Source organism: Mesorhizobium sp. WSM4814, from assembly GCF_055811595.1.
Map to the genome: position 1 here is coordinate 89673 of NZ_JBVVQT010000009.1, position 22748 is coordinate 112420.

Here is a 22748-nt window from a genome sequence, read left to right on the forward strand (position 1 = left end):
GCATCGGAATCGTCCGAAAACCGCTTCACACTTTTCGGTCCGATGCTCTAGATATCCAGCGTGTGGTCGCGCTCCCACTGGGTGAAGTGGGAAGCATAGGAATTCCATTCCTGATGCTTCAGCTTTAGATAAGCCGACGAGAATTCCTCACCCAGCGCCGCCTTGAGCGATTTGTCGTTGTCGAACTCGCGCAATGCATCGAGCAGGTTGAGCGGCAGCTTCGGCGCGCCCTCCACCGTATGCCCGAACTGGTACATGTCGATGTCGTAGCGCTTGCCGGGATCGGCCTTCGAGCGGATGCCGTCGAGGCCGGCGGCGATGATGACCGCCTGCAGCAGATAAGGGTTTGCCGCGCCGTCGGGCAGGCGCAGCTCGAAGCGTCCGGGGCCGGGCACGCGCACCATATGGGTGCGGTTGTTGCCGGTCCAGGTCACCGAGTTCGGCGCCCAGGTGGCGCCCGAAATGGTGCGCGGCGCATTGATGCGCTTGTAGGAATTGACCGTCGGGTTGGTGATCGCGGCAAGTGCCGAGGCATGCTTCATGATGCCGCCGAGAAAATTCCTGCCCTTCGCCGACAGGCCGAGCTCCATGGCGTTGTCGGCAAAGACATTGGTCTTGCCGTCCTTGTCCCACACCGAGATATGGGCGTGGCAGCCATTGCCGGTCAGGCCGGGGAATGGTTTTGGCATGAAGGTGGCGCGCAGGCCGTGCTTTTCTGCAATGGACCTCACCATGAACTTGAAGAAGGAATGCTTGTCGGCGGTCGCCAGCGCATCGTCGAAGGCCCAGTTCATCTCGAACTGGCCGTTGGCGTCCTCATGGTCGTTCTGGTAGGCGCCCCAGCCGAGCGCCAGCATGTGGTCGCAGATCTCGGCGATGACATCATAGCGCCGCATCACCGCCTGCTGGTCGTAGCAGGGCTTTGACGCCGTGTCGTATTCGTCGGAAATCGTCTTGCCGTCCGGCGAGATCAGGAAGAATTCGGCCTCGACGCCGGTCTTGACATGCATGCCGTCGCCCGCCGCCTCGTCAATCAGCCGCTTCAGCGTGTTGCGCGGCGCCTGGGCGACCGTTTTTTCGTCCATCATGCAATTGGCGGCAATCCAGGCGACTTCCGGCTTCCACGGCAGCTGGATGACCGAATCCGGATCCGGCACCGCCAGCATGTCTGGATGCGCCGGCGTCAGGTCGAGCCAGGTGGCAAAGCCGGCAAAGCCGGCGCCGTCCTTCTGCATGTCGGCGATGGCCTGCGTCGGCACCAGCTTGGCGCGCTGTCCACCGAACAGGTCGGTGTAGGAAATCATGAAATATTTGACGCCATTCCCTTTGGCGAAGGCGGCGAGATCGTTCCCCATTATAGTTCCTCGCTTATTGGTTTTTTTTGGTAGTTTGGTATCAGAAGCCGTTCTTCCCCGGTATCCAGTTGGTGCCGGCCAGCGGCACACCGGCCATGGCGGCGGCTTCGATCGTCAGCGCGACGAGATCCTCGGGCTCGAGATTGTGCAGGCTGTTCTTGCCGCAGGCGCGGGCGATCGTCTGCGCCTCCAGCGTCATCACCTTGAGATAATTGGCCAGCCGTCGCCCGGCCGCTATCGGATCGAGCCGTTTCATCAGCTCGGGGTCCTGCGTGGTGATGCCGGCCGGATCGCGGCCCTCGTGCCAGTCGTCATAGGCGCCGGCGGTGGTGCCGAGCTCGTTGTACTCCGCTTCCCAGCGCGGATCGTTGTCGCCAAGCGCGACAAGTGCGGCGGTGCCGATCGACACGGCGTCGACGCCGAGCGCCAGCGCCTTGGCGACATCGGCGCCGTTGCGGATGCCGCCGGAGATGATCAGCTGCACCTTGCGATGCATGCCGAGATCCTGCAGTGCCTGCACCGCCGGCCGGATGCAGGCAAGCGTCGGCTGGCCGACATTCTCGATGAACACTTCCTGGGTTGCGGCGGTGCCGCCCTGCATGCCGTCGATCACGACGACATCGGCGCCTGATTTCACCGCAAGGGCTGTATCGTAATAGGGCCGCGCGCCGCCGACCTTGACGTAGATCGGCTTTTCCCAGTCGGTGATTTCACGCAGTTCCAGGATCTTGATTTCGAGATCGTCGGGCCCGGTCCAGTCGGGATGGCGTGAGGCTGAGCGCTGGTCGATACCCTTGGGCAGCGTGCGCATTTCGGCGACACGGTCGGAGATCTTCTGGCCAAGCAGCATGCCGCCGCCACCGGGCTTGGCACCCTGGCCGACGACGATCTCGATCGCATCCGCCCGGCGCAAGTCGCGCGGGTTCATGCCGTAGCGCGACGGCAGGTACTGGTAGACCAGCGTCTTGGAATGGCCGCGCTCTTCCTCGGTCATGCCGCCGTCGCCGGTCGTCGTCGAGGTGCCGGACAGCGTCGCGCCGCGGCCGAGCGCTTCCTTGGCCGGGCCGGACAGCGAGCCAAAACTCATGCCGGCAATGGTGATCGGGATTTTCAGCTCGATCGGCTTTTTCGCATGGCGCGAGCCCAGCACGACACTGGTGTCGCAGCGCTCGCGATAGCCTTCGAGCGGATAGCGCGAGATCGAGGCGCCGAGGACAAGCAGGTCGTCGAAATGCGGCAGCCTGCGCTTGGCGCCGGCGCCGCGGATATCATAGATGCCGGTCGCAGCGGCGCGACGGATCTCGGAAAGCGTGTAGTCGTCGAAGGTCGCGGATTTGCGCGGCGTCGTCGGCGGGTTGCGATAGGTCATTGAGCCTCAATACGCGTCGGCGTTGTCGATGTTGAAATTGTAGAGGGTGCGCGCCGAGCCGTAACGCGTGAACTCCGCCGCCTTGACGCCGGTCACCCCGGCGCGGTCGAGCAGGTCCTGCAGCAATGCCAGATGCTCGGGCCGCATCTCCTTGGCGATGCAGTCGGCGCCGAGGCTGCCGACCTTGCCGCGCACGAACAGCCGCGCCTCGTAGATGGAATCGCCGAGCGCATCGCCGGCATCGCCCAGCACCACCAGATTGCCGGACTGCGCCATGAAGGCCGACATATGGCCGATATTGCCGTGGACGACTATGTCGATGCCCTTCATCGAGATGCCGCAGCGCGATGACGCGTTGCCCTCGATGACCAGCAGCCCGCCCCTGCCGGTGGCACCGGCATATTGGCTGGCATCGCCTTTGACCGTTATCGAGCCCGACATCATGTTTTCGCCGACGCCGGGTCCGGCCGAGCCATGCACCGTGATGGCGCTGCCGTCGTTCATGCCGCCGCAATAATAGCCGACGCTGCCGCGGACATCGACGGTGACCGGCTGGTCGACGCCGACGGCGACCGAATGGCTGCCTTTCGGATTGAGCACTTCCCAGGCGGTCTGGTTCGAACCGGGAGTCAAATCGTGAAGCGCCTGGTTAAGCTCGCGCAACGGCATCTCGGCAAGGTCGAACACCCCTGATGCATGGCTCTGGTCGAGTGCCTTGGAGACGTTGATTGCCGGCATGAACTCAATGCTCCCAGAAATAGACGGTTGCAGGCTCGGGTTCCCAGACCCTCGCATTGTCGATGCCGGGCAGTTTGGTGAGCGCACGATACTCCGAGCCGAAGGCGACATATTGCTCGGTCTCGGCCATGACGGCAGGCTTGCAGGCGATCGGATCGCGCACCACGCCGAAGCCGTTCTTGGTGCCGACGACGAAGGTGAAGAAGCCGTCGAGGTCGCTCAGGGTGCCCTCCAGCGCCTCGCCGAGATTCTTGCCATGCGCCATCTGCGAGGAGAGATAGGCGGCCGCGACTTCAGTGTCGTTCTCGGTCTCGAATTTCATGCCTTCGCGGATCAGCTCGCGGCGGACATTGTTGTGATTGGACAGCGAGCCATTATGCACCAGGCATTGGTCGGCGCCGGTCGAGAACGGATGCGCGCCCATCGTCGTCACTGCCGATTCCGTCGCCATGCGGGTATGGCCGATGCCGTGCGTGCCGGTCATGCTGCGCACGTCGAAGCGATCGACCACCGTTTCGGGCAAGCCGACTTCCTTGTAGATTTCGACCACGTCGCCAGCGCCCATGATGCGGATGTCGGGGCGCAGCGCCTGGATCGCCTCGCGCACTTCGTCGATCTTGGCAGGCGCGGTCCTGACCACCGCATGCGTCGATTTCACTGCGATGCTTACTGGCGCTCCGATCGCCTTGGCGAGTTCGGCGTCAAGGTTGCTGAAATCCTGCTCCGGCTTTGCCGACTGGATGGTGATCTTGGCCTCGTTGCCTGATGGCGCGCCATAGATGGCGATGCCGGCACTGTCGGGACCGCGATCGCTGAGCGAGATCAGCATCTGCGAAAGCATCGAGCCGAGCTGGGGCTCGAGCGCCTTGTCCTTCAAAAACAATCCGACGATTCCGCACATGTCAGGCTCCCGCGGTGAGGTATGATTTCGGTGCTACCAGCTTCATATCAAGAATTCAACTGGTATGAAAGTTTTTTTCATCTTGGACAAGTCGTCCGGCGCAATTTGAGGCGCCAGACGACCTTATTCCGGTCTAATGGCGATCGATCGCCTTTCTGGTCTCCTCGCCGCTGCGATCCGCCGCCAAATCGGCCTCGATCTCAGCGTTCTCCTGGCGCGTCTGGAGGACGTGCCACCCGATCCAGAAGACGAGGCCGACGATCACCATCACCACTTCAGAACCCTGGAAAGGGTAGATCGCGCCGATGTCCTTGAGGTCCACGGCCCAGCTTTCCATTCCATTGGTCGACATTGCGGTTCTCCCTGTCGGTTGACTAGTTGTCGGTTGACTATTTGATCATGGCCTTTTCGGCGGTTCCCAGTTCGCGGACCGACGCCTCGAACGCATGGTTGAGGGCAAAGTCGACGCCCTCGAGTTCGACCTTTTTCGGTACGCGCAGCAGGTTCATGCTGTTGAGGATCTTGCAGACGACGAAGGTCGGGACGAAGCCGAGCGCGAACATCAGCACCGCACCAGCGAAATTGCCGAGCGGGTTGATGTGCGCGAAGCCCTCATAGGGCGAGGACGGCTGTCCCCACAGCATGAAGCCCGCCACCACGACGCCGAGGAAGCCGCCATAACCGTGCACCGCAACGGCGCCGACCGCATCGTCGATCTTGAAGCGACGCTCGACGAAATAGTGCAGCTTGTAGCAGATGCTCGGGACGATCGCGCCGATCAGCATCGCCTGGATCGGGTGATAAAGGTCGTTGCCGGCCGAGGCGGAGATAATGCCGCAAAGCCCCATCGAGAACGTCCAGAACGGGTCGCCTTTCGAGACGATGTAGCCGGCCAGCATGCCGCCCGACAGCGACATCAGGAAGTTGAAGGTGATCGCCGAGAGCGTCGTCGGCGCGAGATAGATATTGGTCGCCGTCCAGGTCTCGCCGGTGATCTGGCCAGCAATCGTGGCCGGGCTGATCAGCGGAATGTTGCACGCGGCATAGAAGCCCCAGAAGCCGGTGAAGATCAGGAACAGGCCGATCGTGACCAGCCAGACATTGTGGGGCGGGATGTCGCGCGCCGTGCCGTCGGGCCTGAACTTGCCGATGCGCGGGCCGAGCACGATGAGAAAAGCGAGCGCCGCTCCGCCGGCGATCGCGTGCACGACCCCCGATGCATACGCATCATGGTAGCCCCAGAGTTTCACCATCCAGCCTTGCGGATGCCAGCCCCAGGACGCGTCGAGGATCCACAGGACCGAGCCGATCAGGACCGCGACGATCCAGAACGCGCCTGAGCGCGCGCGCTCTATGATCGAGCCCGAGATGATCGACGCCGTCGTGATGGAAAACAGCAGAAAGGCGCCCCAGAACACGCCGTTGAGGCGATGCCACAGCGCGGCGTCGGTAGGGGTGACCCCCGTCTCGCCCGGATTGACACCGGAGAGGTGGGTGCCCATCAGCGGATTCCATGGTTCGGCAAATGGTGCGGTGACAAGTCCGCCGGCGATGCCCGGCCCGTTGGGGAAGCCGAAATAGATCCACCAGCCGAAAAAATAGAAGGTGATCGTGACGAGCGGAATCGCCATCGCGTTTTTCATCAGCGTTTTCAGATGATTGCGCCTACGCGACACGCCGACCTCGTACATGCAGAACCCGACATGGATCAGGAACATCATGACGATGGTCACCCAGTAATAGAACTCCGTGAAAATGGTCGTTAGAGCGTTGAGATTCCCTTCCATTGCATGTCCCCTCCGTTCAGTTGCGTTCCTTGCCTCTCAGTAAAACTTTTTGCATCTTAGTATTGCGCGCTTTTGGAGTTTTGAGTCAATATGGCGCGGACCGTCGCATGGCCTCAGTGCCCTTGAGCGGCGAACGCCGGCAATCTTGTGAGGAGAAGCAAGTCCATGACCGCATCCTGGAGATTTTCGACCTTGGCGGATCGCCATCGTGCGCTCGGTTCGAAGCTCGAAGACTGGAGCGGGATGGGCACCGCCTGGACCTACGACAAGGACGCCGACGAGGAGTACATCGCCATCCGCACCAAGGCCGGGCTGATGGACGTGTCGGGCCTGAAAAAGGTCCACATCACCGGGCCGCATGCCTCGCACCTGATCGACCTCGCCACGACGCGCGACGTCGAGAAAATATATCCCGGCAAGTCGGCTTATGCCTGCATGCTCAACGAGGCCGGCAAGTTCACCGACGATTGCATCCTCTACCGGACCGGTCCGAATGCCTGGATAGTTGTGCATGGTTCGGGCACCGGCCATGAGGAGTTGCAGCGCGCCGCCATGGGCCGCGATGTCTCGCTGCGCTTCGACGACAATCTGCACGACCTTTCGCTGCAGGGACCGATATCAGTCGACTACCTGGCCAAGCATGTGCCTGGCATACGCGACCTCGCCTATTTCCATCACATGCAGACCCGGCTGTTCGGTTTTCCGGTGATGATCTCGCGCACCGGCTACACCGGCGAACGCGGCTACGAGATCTTCTGCCGTGGCCAGGATGCCGGCACGATCTGGGACACCATCCTCGACGAGGGCAAGAGCGCCGGCATCATCCCGTGCCGGTTCACCACGCTCGACATGCTGCGCGTCGAGAGCTACCTCCTGTTCTACCCCTACGACAATTCGCAGAAATATCCGTTCGAGAACGAAGGCCCCGGCGACACGCTGTGGGAACTCGGCCTCGATTTTACCGTCAGCCCCGGCAAGACAGGGTTTCGCGGCGCCGAGGAGCACTACCGCCTCAAGGGCAAGGAACGCTTCAAGATCTTCGGCGTGCTGCTCGAAGGCAAGGAGCCGGCCGACGAGGGCGCACCGGTCTATCGCGACGGCAAAAGGGTCGGCGTGGTGACCTGCGCCATGTATTCGCCGCTGGTCCAGAAATCGATGGGCATTGCCCGGCTCGACGTCGACTGCGCCGTCAAGGGCACCCGGCTCGAGATCCGCAACCAGAGCGGCGCCATCAGCGCAACGGCCGAGCCGCTTCCATTCGACGATCCGAAGAAGACCAAGCGCACGGCAAAAGGCTGAGGCATACTGAGAGGATGGCAGCGAAAAGCATCATCAGCCGGCCGGTCTACGGAACCCTGTCGCCGCAGCCCGGCAAGCACCATCTTTTCGTGGCCGATGCAGACGGCGCGCTAGCGATAACGGACTTGGCCCCCAAGGCGCCCGACGGTTTTTTTGCCGATGCCCATATTATTTTCATCCCCGGCAATGAGGGCCAGCATGTCGCCGCGCTCGAAGCGCTGAAGCCGGCCCAGCTCTATCAGGGGCCTTCCTTCGCCAGCGCCCTGCCGCGGCTGAAGCAGACGCTGGCCAACGCGCATATGGGCCTGCGCCTCTATCTCGCCGGCACCGAGGGGCTGATCGGTCAGGCGATGCAGGCGGCGCTCGAAGCCGGCATCGACCACACGTCGATCCAGACCGAGCATCGCGGCTCGCTGGCGCGCCGCGTCCAATGCGTCCATTGCAAGGGCATCACCGAAAACGTGACGACGCAGCCGGCGACCTGCTCGCATTGTGGCCTGCTTCTTCTGGTACGCGATCACTATTCCAGGCGCCTCGCCGCATTCCAGGGCGTCTGCATCAACGCGGAAGACCGCAGCGAAATTCCTCCGGCGGAGGAGATCTTTCGATGAGCACCGGCACCACCAAGCTTGACATCGTGGTGAGCGATGTCGTCCCGGTCAACGAACTGGTGACGCGCTTCCATTTCCGCCGGCGCGACGGGCAGCTTTTGCCGACATTCTCCGGCGGCGCCCATGTTGTGGTGGAGATGCGCGACGGCGAGCGGACCAGGCTCAATCCCTATTCGCTGATGGGCTCGCCGCTCGACACGCGCGAGTACACCATCTCGGTGCGCCGCGACGACGCTGGCCGCGGCGGCTCGCTGTTCATGCACAGCACTGTCAAGCCCGGCCATGAGATGGTGATCAGCTATCCGGTCAATCTGTTCTCGCTCGACCTGCGCGCGAGGAAACATTTGATGCTGGCCGGCGGCATCGGCATCACGCCGTTCATGGCGCAGACCGCGCAGCTGGCGGCGGATGGCGGCAATTTCGAGCTGCATTACACCTGCCGCACCGCCTCGCTCGGCACCTATGCCGATGTGCTCAGGGAGCGCTACGACCGCCGGGTCAGGCTCTATCACGACGATCGCGACGAGCGCATCGAGCTCGACCGGCTGCTGTCGTCGCAGCCGCTCGGCACGCATCTCTACGTCTGCGGCCCGTCGGGCATGATCGGCTGGGTGCGCGATCGCGCCGCTGCGCTGGGCTGGCCGGCGGAAACCGTGCATTTCGAGCATTTTGCCGCCCCGCAGCCCGGTGCCCCGTTCGAGGTGACGCTGGCGGTCAGCGGCAAGACCATCCGCGTCGGCGAGCAGCAGAGCCTGCTCGAGGCGATCGAGGCGGCAGGCGTCGATCCGCCCTATCTCTGCCGCGGCGGCGTCTGCGGTCAGTGCGAGACCAATGTCATCGCGCATGACGGCAACTTCATCCACAACGACCACTGGCTGAGCGAGGAAGAGCACCGTTGCGGCAAGAAGATCATGCCTTGCGTCTCGCGCTTCGAGGGCAGGTCGCTGGTTCTGGAAAGATAGGAGGCGAGCCTGGGCATCACCTTTCGTAACGAAACGTTCCGTAACGACTTCACCTTCAGGAACAGCCCGGAGCACATCAGGCGGTTCCCGTTCCCGTTCCACGAGGACAGCTACATGTATGCGGTCAACATCGAGCCGCACGTCGTCGGACCGAAGGGCAGCGCGCTCGAAAACCTGATCGACGTCGACGAGCACTATGTCTCCGAGATGCAGGACCGCGCGCTGGTGCTGGCGGAAGACCCGCTGCGCTGCCAGTCGCTGCCGCACATGACGCTGGCCGGCTGGGACCTGCTCGAACTTCTGATGGAACAGCAGGCGCTGGGCTATCCCGAGCATTTCACGCTGACGCGCGACGGCGACAAATGGCGCTGGATCAACCGGCCGCTCGGCATCGACGACAGCTTCACCTTCGGCGATGTCTCGACGCTGCCCTACGGACCGATGGAATACATCACGCGGCAAAGCCAGGGCGATTTCTGCATCCTCGACCAGCGTGACGGCAATCTGTGGATGGATGCCGGCATGGTCACCACCCAGGCCGACTGGTCGCTGGATTTCGACATCGGCATGAACTTCTTCGAATGGCACGCGCCGGTGCCGCTGGCGCATGAGAAGGGGATTTTCACCCGGGCGCTAAAATTCCTCACCAACATCCAGCAGGGCAAGCCGGCGCGGCGGCTGAACTGGACGATGACCATCAATCCGCGCCTCGACACCAGTCCGGAAAATTATCATAAATGGGGTCCGGACCGGACGACGGTGACGCCCGAAAACGTCGGCGACAAGGTCCACCTGCGCGTTGAGCTGCAAAGCTTCTGGCGGCTGCCGCGCTCGAACGGCATCGTGTTCCCGATCCGCTGCTACCTGATCAAGATGGACGAGCTGGTGACGCAGCCGATATGGGCGCGGCGCCTGCATCGCGTCATTCGCGACCTGCCCGAAGAACTCGCCAATTACAAAGGCTTGACGCGCTATCGCGCGACGCTGGTCGAGTGGCTGTCGAAGCTCGACGACGGCAGCCCGACATCGCCGGGCTTCGGGCCGGATTAAGCAAGTCCCCTTCATCCGGCCGCTTCGCGGCCACCTTCTCCCCGCTGGGGAGAAGAGGTAGGCACCGGCGCGGCCAAACTCCTCTCCCCTTGGGGAGAGGTCGGATTGCCCCGAATTGCCCTTCGCAATTCGGTTGGCAATCCGGGTGAGGGGGTCTGCTTGCGTCCCGCTCAACCGGCGCTGGCCTGCGGATAGCAGATGATCGAGAGATAGCGCATCGGCAGGACGGTCAGCACCTCCGGCCCGTGCGGCGCGTCGGCGTCGAAGAACAGGCTGTCGCCGGGTTTCATCGGATAGAGATTGCTGCCGTGCCGGTAAACCACCTCGCCTTCGAGCATGTAGAGGAACTCCATGCCCTCGTGCTGAAAAGTCGGAAACACATCAGAATCCTCGGTCAGCGTGATCAGATAGGGTTCGACGACGACGCCGCTGGTGTTGGAGCCGATATGGCCGAGCAGATTGTACTGGTGGCCGGCGCGCGTGCCGCGGCGCTCGACGTCGAGGCCTTCGCCGGCCCTGACGAAGACGGCGCTGCGCTCTTCCTCGAAACGGCGGAAGAAGGCGGTGACCGGAACGCCGAGCGCCCGCGACAGCGCCTGCAAGGTGGTCAGCGACGGCGAGGTGATGCCGTTTTCGATCTTCGACAGCATGCCAAGCGAAATGTCGGTGGCTGCGGCAAGATCGGCAACGGTGATGCCGAGTTTCTTGCGAAACGCGCGCACCTCGCGGCCGATCGCGACCTCGAGGACCTTTTCGCGGGTGTCGCGAACGGCGTGCGGGTCCTGGGTCAGCGGCGTCCGGATCGTTGCCACGCTTTTCGGCGATGGCTTGGCCTTGGCGGCGGCTGCCCCATTCCTGAAACTGGAAGCCTTCTTCGCCATGTCGCCACCCCGTCTGCAAAATTTATTTCACTCGGGGTGAACGTATTCGCTGCGGATACAGAGCGCAACAGTGACAGCAAGCCACTTTAACTCGAATGGCACGCTCTCTCGGAGTTTCCGCCATCAGCGCTTTTGCCGAAAATCCAATCGGGTGAACCGTCGTTTCGGCAGAAGGCCTGTTGACAGCATCGAAGGGGCAATTACTGTCCTGTCAGTGAAATTTGTTTCGTTAGGGAAATGAGACCGGGAGGCTCGCAATGAAAAGTCGTGTTGCCGTCATCGGAGCCGGACCGTCCGGCATGGCCCAGCTTCGAGCCTTCAAGTCGGCAGCCGACAACGGCGCGGATATTCCGGAAATCGTCTGCTTCGAAAAGCAGTCCGACTGGGGCGGCCTGTGGAACTACACCTGGCGCACCGGCCTCGACGAGCATGGCGACCCGGTGCACGGCTCGATGTACCGCTACCTCTGGTCGAACGGGCCGAAGGAATGCCTCGAATTCGCCGACTACACGTTCGAGGAGCACTTTGGCCGGCCGATCGGCTCCTACCCACCGCGCGCCGTGCTGTGGGACTACATCAAGGGCCGCGTCGAAAAATCCGAGGTGCGCCAATGGGTGCGCTTCAACAGCCCGGTGCGCATGGTGACGTTCTCCGACGCGACGAAAAAGTTCACCGTCACCGCGCATGACCGCAGCAACGACGTCACCTATTCGGAGGAGTTCGACAACGTCGTCGTCGCCTCGGGGCATTTTTCCGTGCCCAACGTTCCCTATTTCGAGGGTTTTTCGACCTTCAACGGCCGCATCCTGCACAGCCATGATTTCCGCGACGCCATGGAATTCAAGGATAAAGACATCCTGATCATCGGCCGCTCCTATTCGGCCGAGGACATCGGCTCGCAATGCTACAAATACGGCGCCAGATCGATCACCTCCAGCTACCGCTCGAAGCCGATGGGTTTCAAATGGCCTGACAACTGGCAGGAAGTGCCGCTGCTGCAGAAGGTCGTCGGCAAGACCGCGCATTTCAAGGACGGCAGTACCAGGGACGTCGACGCCATCATCCTGTGTACCGGCTACCTCCACTCCTTCCCGTTCCTGACCGAAGATCTGAAGCTCAAGACCGCCAACCGGATGTGGCCGGACGGGCTTTTTGAGGGCGTCGTCTGGGAGAAGAACCCGCAGCTGTCCTATATCGGCATGCAGGACCAGTTCTACACCTTCAACATGTTCGACGCGCAGGCCTGGTTCGCCCGTGACGTCATCATAGGTCGGATAAAACTGCCCTCGGCCGAGGCGATGGCCGAACATGGCGCGAAATGGCGGGCGCGTGAGGAAACGCTGGAAGACGCCGAGCAGATGATCTGGTTCCAGGGCGACTACACCAGGGAGCTGATGGAGCAGACCGATTACCCGGGCTTCGACGTCGAGGCTGTCAATCAGACCTTCATGGAATGGGAGCACCACAAGGTGGAGAACATCATGGGTTTCCGCGACCACGCCTACCGCTCGCTGATGACCGGCACGATGGCGCCGCTGCACCATACGCCCTGGCTGCAGGCGATGGACGATTCGATGGAATCCTATCTCGAGGTGAAAGGCGTCGCGGCGGAGTAGCGGATTCCTCGCCACTCACTTTTGCGCGCATGCACTAGCTGCGCGCCTCGCGCACCTCTTTCGTCGCCTCGATGATCCGGCCGAGCAGGGCATGGAGATCGTCGCGGTGGCCGCTGCGGCCGGCGGGGCCGTTTTCATCTGAAGTCATGACCACGGTCAACGCGCGCCCGGGCACGACATAGACCATCTGCCCGCCATAGCCCCAGCCGTAGAAGACCGTTTCGCCCGCGATCTGACGGATGAACCAACCATAGCCATAACCGTCACCGGTGAAACGCGAGGCGGTGCGTGGCTGCCAGGAGAGCTTGATCCAATCGGCCGGCACGAGCTGCCGTCCGCTGCGGCTCTTCCCGCCGCTGCGGTAGAGCTCGCCAAAGGCCAGCAGCGAGCGCGGGCTCATCGCCATCTGGTTGCCGCCGAGATAGATGCCCTGTGGGTCGCGGTCCCAGGCGGCGATGGAAAAGCCCTGCTGCGGCCCCAGCCATTCGCGCGCCAGTTCCAGCGTCGAGCGGCCGGTCCGCCGCGTCAGGATCGCCGAAAGCAGATGCGTCGAGCCGGTGGAATAGAGCATGGTACCGCCCGGTTCGTCGTCGAAAGGCATGGCGAGCGCTGCCCGCACCCAGTTGTCGCTTGCCACCCAGCGCCCGTAGTTTGGGCCTGAGGTCCGACCGAGCCCCGCCTGCATGGAAAGCAGATGACCGATCGTAACCTGCTGGAGACGCGGATCCGCGTCGGCTGGCAGGTTGGCCTGAAGAAGCGGAGCGATCTTCTGGTCAGTGCCTTGCAGCACGCCCTTGTCGATGGCGATGCCGACGAGCGCCGAGATGATCGACTTGGAGGCGGATTTTATGTTGGCCGGACGTGCCGGGGAGTGGCCGCGAAAACCGCGCTCAGCCACCACCGCACCCTGATGCGCGATGGCAACCGTGCGCAGCGGCGCCAGGTGCTCGGCCTCGTCAAGCAGCTTTCCAAGCCGCTGCTCCAGGCCGTCGGCAGCGTGAGCAGCGACGGAAAGGATGAGGAGAAAGGCGAGAATCACGGTGGGGCGCTTCAGCATGAAGCCAGCTTGGGACGCATTTTGGGCAAGACGAAGGTAGGACGCGCGATCCACTATTTCACGGCTATCCCAGCCTTGCCCGTGCCTTGGCCGTCCAGGCGTTGAACAGCCGGTCGGCGACGATGCCGATGAAGGCGATGGCGAGGCCCGCGACGATGCCGCGGCCTGAATCGGCCTTGGACAGCGCGATGAACACCTCCTGGCCGAGATCGCGGGTGCCGACCATGGCGCAGATGATGATCATCGCCAGCGCCATCAGGATGGTCTGGTTGACGCCGAGCATGATCTCAGGCAACGCCAGCGGCAGTTGCACCCGCAGGAACGTCTGGCGCTTGGTGCAGCCCGACACCTTTGCCGCCTCGATCAGCGCCGTCGGCACCTGCCTGAGGCCGTGATTGGTGTAGCGGATGGCCGGCACTACGGCAAAGGCGACGGTCGCGATCATCGCCGTCACGTCGCCCACTCTGAACAGCATCACCACCGGGATGATGAAGCAGAACGACGGCAGCACCTGCAGCGTGTCGATAACAGGGGTGACGATCTTCTCGACACGGTCGCTGCGCGATGCCATCAACCCGATCGGAATGCCGATCAGGCAGGCGATGAAGGCCGAGATGCCGCAGAGGTAGACCGTCGCCATGGTCTTTTCCCAGAGGCCGGTCACCGCGCAGAAGACGGTCAGCGCCGCGACCAGGGCAGCGAGGCGCAGGCCGCCGAGCTGGTAGCCGGCAAGGCCGAGCAGGAACACCGCGCCCAGCCACGGAAAACCCTCGCAGAAGGCGCGCACCGGGTTCAGCATATTGAGGATCAGCGCCACGCGGAAGGCTTCGATCGTGTCGAAGAAGTTGATCGTGATCCAGCTCACCGCTGTCTTCCACATCGGCGCGGTGGTGAAGGTGATCGCCTTTGGCACCGCGGCGAAGGCCGGCACGAACAGACCAAGCAGTGTCGTGACGGCAAGGATGGCGACGGCCAGCGTCAGATTGGGGTAGCGCCGCCAGAAGCTCGGGCTGACCTCCTGATAGACATGGCCCTTCGCGTGATTGCGCGCGATCGCCTGGCTCAGCCGGTCGAGCGCGATTGCCAGCGCCACTATGGCAAGGCCGGCTTCCATCGCCTCGCCGACTTTTAGCGCCCTGAGCGCCAACAGCACGTCGTAGCCGAGGCCGCCGGCGCCGATCATCGAAGCGATGATCACCATATTGAGCGCCAGCATGATGACCTGGTTGACGCCGACCATCAATGTCGGACGCGCCGAAGGCAGCAGCACGCGCCACAGTTTCTGGCGCGCCGTGCAGCCGGCCATCTCGCTGAAATCGTCGATCTCGGACGGCACCCGCGACAGCCCCAGCATCGTCGCGCGCACCATCGGCGGCGTCGCGAAAATGGCCGTCGCGATCATCGCCGAAACCGAACTGTTGCCGAACAGAAGAAGCATCGGAATCAGATAGGCGAAGGTCGGGATGGTCTGCATCAGATCGAGGGCAGGGGAGATCAGCAGCCTCTCCGCCCATGGCTGGCGCCACGCCCAGATGCCGACGAACAAACCGGTGACGATGCAGAACGGCACGGCGATGGAGATCAGCCCGAGCGTCAGCATGGCGCTGGTCCACTGGCCGAACAGCGCGATGTAGAGGAAACAGCCGCCGACCAGCGCGCCGAGCTTCCAGCCACCGGCGGCACGTCCGGCCAGGAATGCGGCGATGCAGACACCGACCCAGGACAGGCGCGGCAGGACGAGCATGTCGGCGCCATGGCCGATCTTGAAATTCTTGGCGAGCAGACCGAGCGCAAAATCGAGCGGCACGCCGAGCGCCGCGGTGATCGAGCGCGTCAGCCAGGAGAAGTTCGACTTCACCCAACTCATCAGCGCGCTGACCCAGTCGGCGACCGGAATGATTGCGCCGGCCGGATAGTTGACCGCCCAGGGCAGCCTGTCCTGCAGCAGGAACACGGCAAGCACGGCGGCAAGGGCGCAGGCCCAGACCACCAGCCAGAGCTGAACCGGCCGCGATCTCGCCTCGCTGGCGCTTGCCGTCACCGTCATGCATTGGCCTCGGAACGCTCGATGCCGGCCAGAAGATCGATCACGGCTTGCGGCGTGACTTCGCCGATCGGCTTGCCGGTGCCATTGACGACGGCGAACGGCTTGCCGGCCGAGACGATATCAGCCGAAAAACTCGATATCTTGGCATCCGGCGCGACCACGCCGCCATGCTCGGCGCCGGCGCAGGCGCGCATCAGGCTTCGCGCCGAGATCACCTTGGCGCGGTCGACGTCGCGGGTGAACTCGGCGACATAGTCGGTCGCCGGGTTGACCACCAGCTGTTCCGGGGTGCCGATCTGGATGACCTCGCCGTCCTTCATGATGGCGATGCGGTCGGCCAGCCGGATGGCCTCGTCGAAATCATGGGTGATGAAGACGATGGTCTTGTGCAGCATGGTCTGCAGCCGCATCAATTCGTCTTGCATCTCGCGGCGGATCAGCGGATCGAGCGCCGAGAACGGCTCGTCGAGAAACCAGATTTCCGGCTTGGTGGCGAGGCTGCGGGCGATGCCGACACGCTGCTGCTGGCCGCCGGAAAGCTCACGCGGATAGAAATGCTCGCGGCCGCGCAGGCCGACAAGCTCGATCACTTCGCGCGCGCGCTTCTCGCGCGTCGGCCGGTCCTGCCCTTGGATGCCCAGTGGAAAGGCGATGTTCTCCAGCACATTCAGATGCGGCAGCAGGGCGAAATTCTGGAACACCATGCCCATGCGGTGGCGCCGCAGCTCGATCAGCGCGGCATCGGAGATTTTCAGGAGATCCTTGCCCTCGAACTCGACCTTGCCATGCGTCGGCTCGACCAGCCGCGACATGCAGCGCACCAGCGTCGACTTGCCCGACCCCGAAAGCCCCATGATGATGAAGATCTCGCCCTGGCGGATTTCGAGGTCGACGGCGCGCACCGCGCCGACCAGCCCGGCCGCGGCGACCTCCGCCATGCTGGCCTTGCCGTCGCGCTGGCGGATGAAATTGGCCGCGTTCGCGCCGAACAGCTTCCAGACGTTGCGGCAGGCAAGTTTTATCGGTCGGGCATCCTTCGGCGTGCCTGCCGTTTGCGGCACCTGTTCAGTCGTATCGGCCATGCAGTCGTCCTTCTGGAATCCAAGGAAATCGCTTCGGCAAAGACCCCTCATCCGGCCGCTTCGCGGCCACCTTCTCCCCGCTGGGGAGAAGAGGCAAATGCCGGCTCTAGCGACCTCTTCTCCCGTGGGGAGAAGGTGGCCCGAAGGGCCGGATGAGGGGGCCTCATATGCGCGAACCTTCTCCTGGAACGGAGTAGATACCCGGCTGATCAACAGCCGGGTCTCGCAGTTTCCAGTTGGAACGATCACTCGGCCCAGGCTTTCCAGTCGGCTTCGTGGGCGGCGATCCAGGCGGCGGCGACGTCTTCCGGCGTCTTGCCTTCGAGATCGATCTGGCCGCTCATCTTGTTGAGCTCGTCGGTGTCGATCGTGTAGTTCTTCGCGACCTTGTAGGCGACCGGCCATTTGTCCTTCATGCCGGCCCAGGAATATTTCCAGATCTCGCCATGCGGCTTGCCGCAGTCATACTTTGCCTCGGGGTTCACACCCCATTTCGGATCGGTGTAGCATTCCGGCGTATAGTCGGGGAATTCGACCCATTCGCCCTTGTACTTGGCCGGCGCCCAATGCGGCGAATAGACCCACAGCATGATCGGCGCCTTGCGCTGATAGGCCGAATCCAGCTCGGCGAACATCGCCGCGTCGGTGCCGGCATGGATGACGGTGAAGGGCAGGTTCAGCGCCGCGGCACGCTCGTCGTCAAAACCTTCCCATGTCACCGGGCCGCCGAGATAGCGGCCGTTCGGCGCCGTTTCGGCGGTCGAGAAGGCCTCGGCGCATTTCGGGTCCTTCAGCGCCTCCCAGTTCGGCAGGCCCGGGCATTTTTCCTTCATGTATTCGGGATACCACCATTCTTCCTTGGCCTTGGGCCCGAGCGGGCCGAGGCGTTCGGTCTGCCCGGTCGCATCCGAGGCCTTCATGGCTTCGCCGGCCGTCGTGTCCCAGAATTCCATGGCGACGGCGAGATCGCCATTGGTAAGGCCGGTGGTCAGGCTGGAGAGATAATCGGCGGTCGGATACTCGACCGTGTATCCCAGCTTTTCAAGAATGCCGCCGAGGATCTTTGCGTTCAGATTGACGCTGGTCCAGTCGAACAGCGCGATCTTGATAGGGTCGTTCGATTCTGGCGCCGCCGCTTGGGCCGAAGGCGTCAGTGCACTTGCCGCGGCAAGTGTTAAGGCTCCCATTGATAATCTCGAAATCAAACTCCGAAGTGACATGCCTGTGCTCCTGTCAAGCTCTGGTGGAAGTTATCGTTCGTTCCCTTCTTGCGTCTTTTTGATTGTGTTGGAAAAGCTGGTCGTTGCGCAAGTCCATTGGCAGCAAATTGCTGTCGGCGCTGAAGTAGGCGCAGACGGGAATGATGCCCAATTCGATGAAGAGGTCGTGCGACCGCGTCATGGCTGCCGTGCTGCCGAAGCAGTGATCCGCAGATCGATCGCCGCTCTTGCGGCGCCCTCAAGCTTGCGAGCCATCAAGGTCCCATGCTGTCGGCTCTCGGCAGTCGCCGAAGCCATTTTCATGAGATGAAATTATATATACCAACATTCATGTCGCGCAACGGCTAATGCGCCTCTTCCTTCTCCCCTTGTGGGAGAAGGTGGCCTCGCCCACGGGTCTTGCCTCCGGCAAGCCCGAGAACAGGCTCCGCGAGGGTCGGCCAACACCCCTCATCCGTCTCGGCGCTGCGCGCCGATCCACCTTCTCCCACAAGGGGAGAAGGCAAGAAGCGGTGGCGCCTCACGACATGATCAGGCCGCCATCGACATTGATCGTCTGGCCGGTGATGTAGGCGGCGTCGTTGCTGGCCAGGAAGCTGACCAGGCCCGAAACATCCTCGCCGCTGCCGGCGCGGCCCATCGGGATGTTCTTCACCCATTCGGCCATCAACTCACCCGGCTTGTAGTCGCCCATCAGTCTGCCCCATGCCGCGTCGTTGTAGGCCCACATGTCGGTATCGATGATGCCGGGACAGATCGCGTTGACGGTGATCTTCTCCTTGGCCACTTCCTTGGCGAGGCTCTGGGTGATGCCGACGACGCCGAATTTCGAGGCGGCATAGTGCGGCGTGTAGATAAAACCCTGGCGCGCCTGGCCGGAAGCGGTGTTGATCAGCCGGCCGCCGTCGCCATGCTTGCGGATGCGCGCGATCGCCTCCTGGCAGCACAGGAACACGCCCTTGGTGTTGACCGCCATCACCTTGTCCCATTCGGCCTCGGTCATCGCCTCGATCCTGGCGATGGTGATGACGCCGGCATTCTGCACGGAGATGTCGACGCGGCCGAACTGCTGTTCGGCCAGATCGTAGAGGGCGGCGACCTCGTCCTTCCTGGTCACGTCCATACGCAGCGATGCGACCTTGGCGCCCTCCGCCTTCAGTCCGGCGGCGACCTCGTCGACGCGCGGGTCGATGGCGCTGACGACGACAGCAGCACCCTCAGCCGCGAAGCGCCTGGCCATGGCCGCGCCAATGCCGCCGCTGGCGCCGGTGATGACCGCCGTCTTTCCCTCGAACCGGTTCTGCATGTTCTCTCCTACCAGCAGACGAAGCCGCCATCGACGATCAGGTCGATGCCGGTTACGAAACTCGAGGCGCGGCTGGCCAGGAACACGGTCGGGCCGACCATCTCTTCCGGCGCCGCCATGCGCCCCATCGGCGTGTCGCGCTCGAAGATCCTGACCTGGTCGGCGACCTCCGGCCGCTTGTTCATCGGCGTCAGCGTGTAGCCGGGGCTGACGACGTTGACGCGCAGGCCGCGATCGGCCCATTCCATGGCGAGACTCCTGGACATGTGGATGACGGCGGCCTTCGACGAATTATAGTGCGCCTGGGTCAGGCCGCGATTGACGATCGAGCCCGACATCGAGGCGATGTTGATGATCGAGCCCTTGCGCCGCGTCAGCATTAAGCGCGCTTCGGCCTGGCAGGACAGGAACACGCCGCTGACATTGACGTCGTAGAGCTTCTGCCATTTCTCCAGCGACAGCGTCTCGGCCGGCTCGGCCCCGGCGACGCCGGCATTGTTGACGGCGATGGTCAGCGCGCCGAGTTCCTTCTCCGTGCGTTCGATCGCCGCTGCCAAATCGGCCTCTGAGGTCACTGTGCCGGTCAGCACCAGTGCCTTGCGGCCGAGCGCCGAGATCCTGTGCGCGGTCTCGTCCAGCCCGCCCTTCGAGGCATGGCCGAAACAGGCGATATCGGCGCCGGCCTCGGCCAGACCGATGGCGATTGCTTGCCCGATGCCGCTGCCGGCGCCGGTGACGAGAGCAACGTCGCCATGAAGATCGAATAGTTTCATCGAAATGTTTTCCTGTTGAGCCGCCGGCGCTGCCCTGGGGAGGAAGGGGCGCCAGTCCTGACTGGCGCCCCGCGCGGTCCGGTGCCTGGGAGGATACCACCTGCTGCGCTCTATTCCGATCCTTTATGCCGCCCTCAGCTTGTGGCGAGCTCCATGACGGCGACGTTGCTTGCTTCGCTGCGGTCGAGAATGCCACGCTGGCGGCCACGGCTCAGCACCAGCACGCGATGCGACAGGCCGAGCACTTCCTCGAGGTCGGAGCTCACCACCACCACCGCCATGCCGGAGCGGGCGAGTTCGGCGATGACATCGTAGATCGCGGCGCGGGCGCCGACGTCGATGCCGCGTGTCGGCTCGTCCAGGATGAACACCTTGGGCGGCCGTGAGATCCATTTGGCGATGATCACCTTCTGCTGGTTGCCGCCGGAAAGCTTGCTGATCGCCTGGTTAGGCCGGCCCTTGACGCCGAGCCGGCCGATGCCGGCCTCGGCGAATTTCTGCACCGCCTTGGGAAACACCCAGCCATTCGGCGCGACATGGTCGAAATTGCCGATCGCCAGATTCTCGCCGATGGTCTGGTCGAGCACCACGCCTTGCGCCTTGCGGTCTTCCGGCACCAGCACGACGCCGGCCTTGATCGCCGCCGCCGGGCCAGTGAGGTGCACCGGTTTGCCGGCGATACGCACCGACCCCGAGGAAATCGGATCGGCGCCGGCAATCGCCCGCACCAGCTCGGTGCGGCCTGCGCCGATCAGCCCGGCGATGCCAAGGATTTCGCCGGCCCTTACCGAAAAGCTGACATTCTGAAAACTGCGTTCCGGCGAGGACAGGTTCTCGACCTCGAGCAACGCCTCGCTGCCCGGCTTCGACAGCGGCGGGAACATCCGCTCGACGCTGCGGCCGACCATCTGCTCGACGATCGTGCGCACCGGAACGTCGGCGCGCTCGTGGCGGGCGACAATGCGCCCGTCGCGCATCACCACGACGCGGTCGGCGATCTCAGCGACCTCGTCCAGCCGGTGGCTGATATAGATGAAGGACATGCCTTCCGCCTTGAGCTTGCGGATCTGCTTGAACAACAGCTCCGTTTCCTCGCTGCCAAGTGCCGCTGTCGGTTCGTCGAAGATCAGAAGCTCGGCATTGAGCGTCAGCGCCTTGGCGATCTCGACTTGCTGCTGGGCGGCGATGCGCAGCGTGCCCACCTTGCGTTCCGGCGAGACATCGAGGCCGAGCCGCTTCAGTTGGGCCGATGCCCGCGTATTCATGGCCGCGCGGTCGATGCGGCCGCCGCGCATCAGCAGGCGCCCGACATAGACGTTCTCGGCGACCGACAGATCCGGCAGCAGCTTCAGTTCCTGATGGATCATGCCGACGCCGGCGTCGATGGCCGCGGCGGGAGAGGCGGGGGAATACGGCTTCCCCCGCCATGCGATGCTGCCGGCATCGGGTTTGGTCGACCCGGCGATGATGTTCGAAACGGTGGACTTGCCGGCGCCATTTTCTCCAAGCAGCGCCACGACCTCTCCCGGCCGCACCTCGAAGCTCGCATCGGCCAGGACCTGCACCGGTCCGTAGCTCTTGCAGAGGCCGCTGACAAAGAGCCCCAGATGCGGGGTCTGCGTATGGCTGGGATCCAGGGACATCGTTCCGCTCGTCAACTGCCGGACTCTTTTGGGATCAGGGATGCCTGATATTAAGGATGCTTGGCGATGAACTGGTCGACGTTGTCCTTAGTGGTCAGCGTCGCATCCTGCAGCTGTTCTGCGGGAACGGTTTCGCCGGCCACCAGCTTGATCGCCGCATCGACCGAAAGCCGGCCCATGCCTTGTGTCTGCTGCGTCGCGGTCACGTCGAAAACGCCGCCCTTCAGAGCCTTGAGCGCCGCCACGTCGCCGTCGAAACCGGCGATCCAGACCTTGTGGCCGGGATTGGCGACCTTGACCGCCTGCGCCGCACCGAGCGCCAGCGCATCGGCCTGGCCGATGACGATCGATACGTCGGGATGCGACTGCAGCAGGTCCTGCGTCAGCTTGAAGCCCTCGTCCTGGTGCCAGCCTTCGCTCCATAGCTCGCCGACCACCTTGATGTCGGGATAGGCGCTCAGCGCTTCGCCGCAGCCCTTCGACCGGTCGACCTCGGGCGTCGTGCCTTTCTGGCCATGGATGATGATCAGCTCACCCTTGCCGCCGGCCTGCTTGGCGATGTAGTCGCAAACCGCCTTGGCCGATGCCACGCTGTTGGTGGCGATGAAGGTGTCGCCGGGTGCGCCCTCGGCGTTGCGGTCGACATTGATGACCGGGATGCCGGCAGCCTTGGCCGTCTTGGTCGGCACGGTGGCGGCGGTGGCGCCGGCCGGGATGTAGATCAGCGCATCGATGTTTTGCGTGATCAGGTCCTGCACCTGGCTGACCTGGGTCGCCGAATCGCCCTTGGCGTCGACGGTGACGATCTCGATGCCTTTTTCCTTGCCATAAGCCTCGACGGACTGCTTGATCTGGTTGAAGAAATCGGCCTGCAAATTGGCGACGGCAAGACCAAGCTTCTTGGCCTCCTTGGCCGAGGCCATATCGGACAGTCCGAGCAGCGGAACGACGGCCGCGGCAGCAAGCAGCAATGAACGTTTGGTCAGCATGTGTTTCCTCCGTTGATGTTCAAATCTGTCCCGCCGGCGCATCACGGCGCCCTTGGCCGAAC

The 22748-nt window shown here is 63.3% G+C and carries 20 protein-coding genes; 5 read left to right on the forward strand and 15 right to left on the reverse strand.

The window, feature by feature from the left end; all coding sequences use genetic code 11:
- Positions 1-47: 47 nt before the first annotated feature.
- The 6 genes from glnT to AC0L2V_RS16040 form a co-directional block, all read right to left on the reverse strand.
- Positions 48-1355, reverse strand: coding sequence for a type III glutamate--ammonia ligase (gene glnT / locus AC0L2V_RS16015; protein WP_473508846.1), 1308 nt, complete (start codon positions 1353-1355; stop codon positions 48-50).
- A 40-nt stretch (positions 1356-1395) separates the two neighbouring features.
- Positions 1396-2724: an FMN-binding glutamate synthase family protein gene (locus tag AC0L2V_RS16020; RefSeq protein WP_128171957.1), complete on the reverse strand. Its 1329-nt coding sequence runs from the start codon at positions 2722-2724 to the stop codon at positions 1396-1398.
- Positions 2725-2730: 6 nt separating this feature from the next.
- Positions 2731-3462, reverse strand: a complete 732-nt coding sequence (locus AC0L2V_RS16025) for a protein GlxC (protein WP_473508844.1) — start codon at positions 3460-3462, stop codon at positions 2731-2733.
- Between the two features lie 4 nt (positions 3463-3466).
- Entirely contained in the window at positions 3467-4363 is an 897-nt protein-coding gene (locus AC0L2V_RS16030) for a class II glutamine amidotransferase (RefSeq protein WP_473508842.1), read from the reverse strand.
- A 133-nt stretch (positions 4364-4496) separates the two neighbouring features.
- The gene (locus AC0L2V_RS16035) at positions 4497-4715 is read right to left on the reverse strand and encodes a hypothetical protein (protein WP_473508841.1); all 219 of its coding nucleotides are present in this window, start codon (positions 4713-4715) and stop codon (positions 4497-4499) included.
- A gap of 37 nt (positions 4716-4752) precedes the next feature.
- Positions 4753-6150, reverse strand: a complete 1398-nt coding sequence (locus AC0L2V_RS16040) for an ammonium transporter (protein WP_023799478.1) — start codon at positions 6148-6150, stop codon at positions 4753-4755.
- A gap of 165 nt (positions 6151-6315) precedes the next feature.
- Here AC0L2V_RS16040 and AC0L2V_RS16045 point away from each other — a divergent pair, with 165 nt between their 5' ends.
- From AC0L2V_RS16045 to AC0L2V_RS16060, 4 genes are read left to right on the forward strand one after another with little or no spacing between them, the layout of a single operon-like run.
- A complete protein-coding gene (locus tag AC0L2V_RS16045) occupies positions 6316-7449 on the forward strand; it encodes an aminomethyl transferase family protein (RefSeq protein ID WP_473508840.1) in 1134 nt (377 codons plus the stop codon).
- Between the two features lie 14 nt (positions 7450-7463).
- Positions 7464-8060, forward strand: coding sequence for a dimethylamine monooxygenase subunit DmmA family protein (locus AC0L2V_RS16050; RefSeq protein ID WP_473520575.1), 597 nt, complete (start codon positions 7464-7466; stop codon positions 8058-8060).
- Positions 8057-9022, forward strand: a complete 966-nt coding sequence (locus AC0L2V_RS16055) for a PDR/VanB family oxidoreductase (RefSeq protein WP_473508838.1) — start codon at positions 8057-8059, stop codon at positions 9020-9022. Before AC0L2V_RS16050 ends, AC0L2V_RS16055 begins: the two co-directional genes overlap by 4 nt.
- A gap of 9 nt (positions 9023-9031) precedes the next feature.
- On the forward strand, positions 9032-10072 hold the full coding sequence (locus tag AC0L2V_RS16060; protein ID WP_473520628.1) for a heme-dependent oxidative N-demethylase family protein: 1041 nt from the start codon (positions 9032-9034) through the stop codon (positions 10070-10072).
- A gap of 170 nt (positions 10073-10242) precedes the next feature.
- Here AC0L2V_RS16060 and AC0L2V_RS16065 read toward each other — a convergent pair whose 3' ends face one another.
- Complete coding sequence (locus tag AC0L2V_RS16065; RefSeq protein WP_473508837.1) at positions 10243-10953, reverse strand: helix-turn-helix domain-containing protein; 711 nt, start codon at positions 10951-10953, stop codon at positions 10243-10245.
- A 257-nt stretch (positions 10954-11210) separates the two neighbouring features.
- Here AC0L2V_RS16065 and AC0L2V_RS16070 point away from each other — a divergent pair, with 257 nt between their 5' ends.
- Positions 11211-12569, forward strand: coding sequence for an NAD(P)-binding domain-containing protein (locus tag AC0L2V_RS16070; protein ID WP_473508835.1), 1359 nt, complete (start codon positions 11211-11213; stop codon positions 12567-12569).
- A gap of 34 nt (positions 12570-12603) precedes the next feature.
- Here the strand turns inward: AC0L2V_RS16070 and AC0L2V_RS16075 are convergent, their stop codons facing one another.
- The 8 genes from AC0L2V_RS16075 to AC0L2V_RS16110 form a co-directional block, all read right to left on the reverse strand.
- Entirely contained in the window at positions 12604-13626 is a 1023-nt protein-coding gene (locus tag AC0L2V_RS16075) for a serine hydrolase domain-containing protein (RefSeq protein ID WP_473508834.1), read from the reverse strand.
- 64 nt (positions 13627-13690) lie between these two features.
- Complete coding sequence (locus AC0L2V_RS16080) at positions 13691-15673, reverse strand: ABC transporter permease (RefSeq protein WP_473508833.1); 1983 nt, start codon at positions 15671-15673, stop codon at positions 13691-13693.
- Positions 15670-16755 (reverse strand): quaternary amine ABC transporter ATP-binding protein, encoded by a 1086-nt coding sequence (locus AC0L2V_RS16085; RefSeq protein ID WP_473508831.1) that lies wholly within the window; start codon positions 16753-16755, stop codon positions 15670-15672. The genes AC0L2V_RS16080 and AC0L2V_RS16085 overlap by 4 nt, the downstream gene beginning before the upstream one ends.
- Before the next feature lie 245 nt (positions 16756-17000).
- Positions 17001-17975, reverse strand: a complete 975-nt coding sequence (locus tag AC0L2V_RS16090; RefSeq protein WP_473508829.1) for an ABC transporter substrate-binding protein — start codon at positions 17973-17975, stop codon at positions 17001-17003.
- 520 nt (positions 17976-18495) lie between these two features.
- Positions 18496-19281: an SDR family oxidoreductase gene (locus AC0L2V_RS16095; RefSeq protein WP_473508827.1), complete on the reverse strand. Its 786-nt coding sequence runs from the start codon at positions 19279-19281 to the stop codon at positions 18496-18498.
- A gap of 8 nt (positions 19282-19289) precedes the next feature.
- On the reverse strand, positions 19290-20054 hold the full coding sequence (locus AC0L2V_RS16100) for an SDR family oxidoreductase (protein ID WP_441338722.1): 765 nt from the start codon (positions 20052-20054) through the stop codon (positions 19290-19292).
- 134 nt (positions 20055-20188) lie between these two features.
- Positions 20189-21697, reverse strand: a complete 1509-nt coding sequence (locus AC0L2V_RS16105; protein WP_473508826.1) for a sugar ABC transporter ATP-binding protein — start codon at positions 21695-21697, stop codon at positions 20189-20191.
- 50 nt (positions 21698-21747) lie between these two features.
- Positions 21748-22686, reverse strand: a complete 939-nt coding sequence (locus AC0L2V_RS16110; protein WP_473508824.1) for a substrate-binding domain-containing protein — start codon at positions 22684-22686, stop codon at positions 21748-21750.
- Positions 22687-22748: the final 62 nt, after the last annotated feature.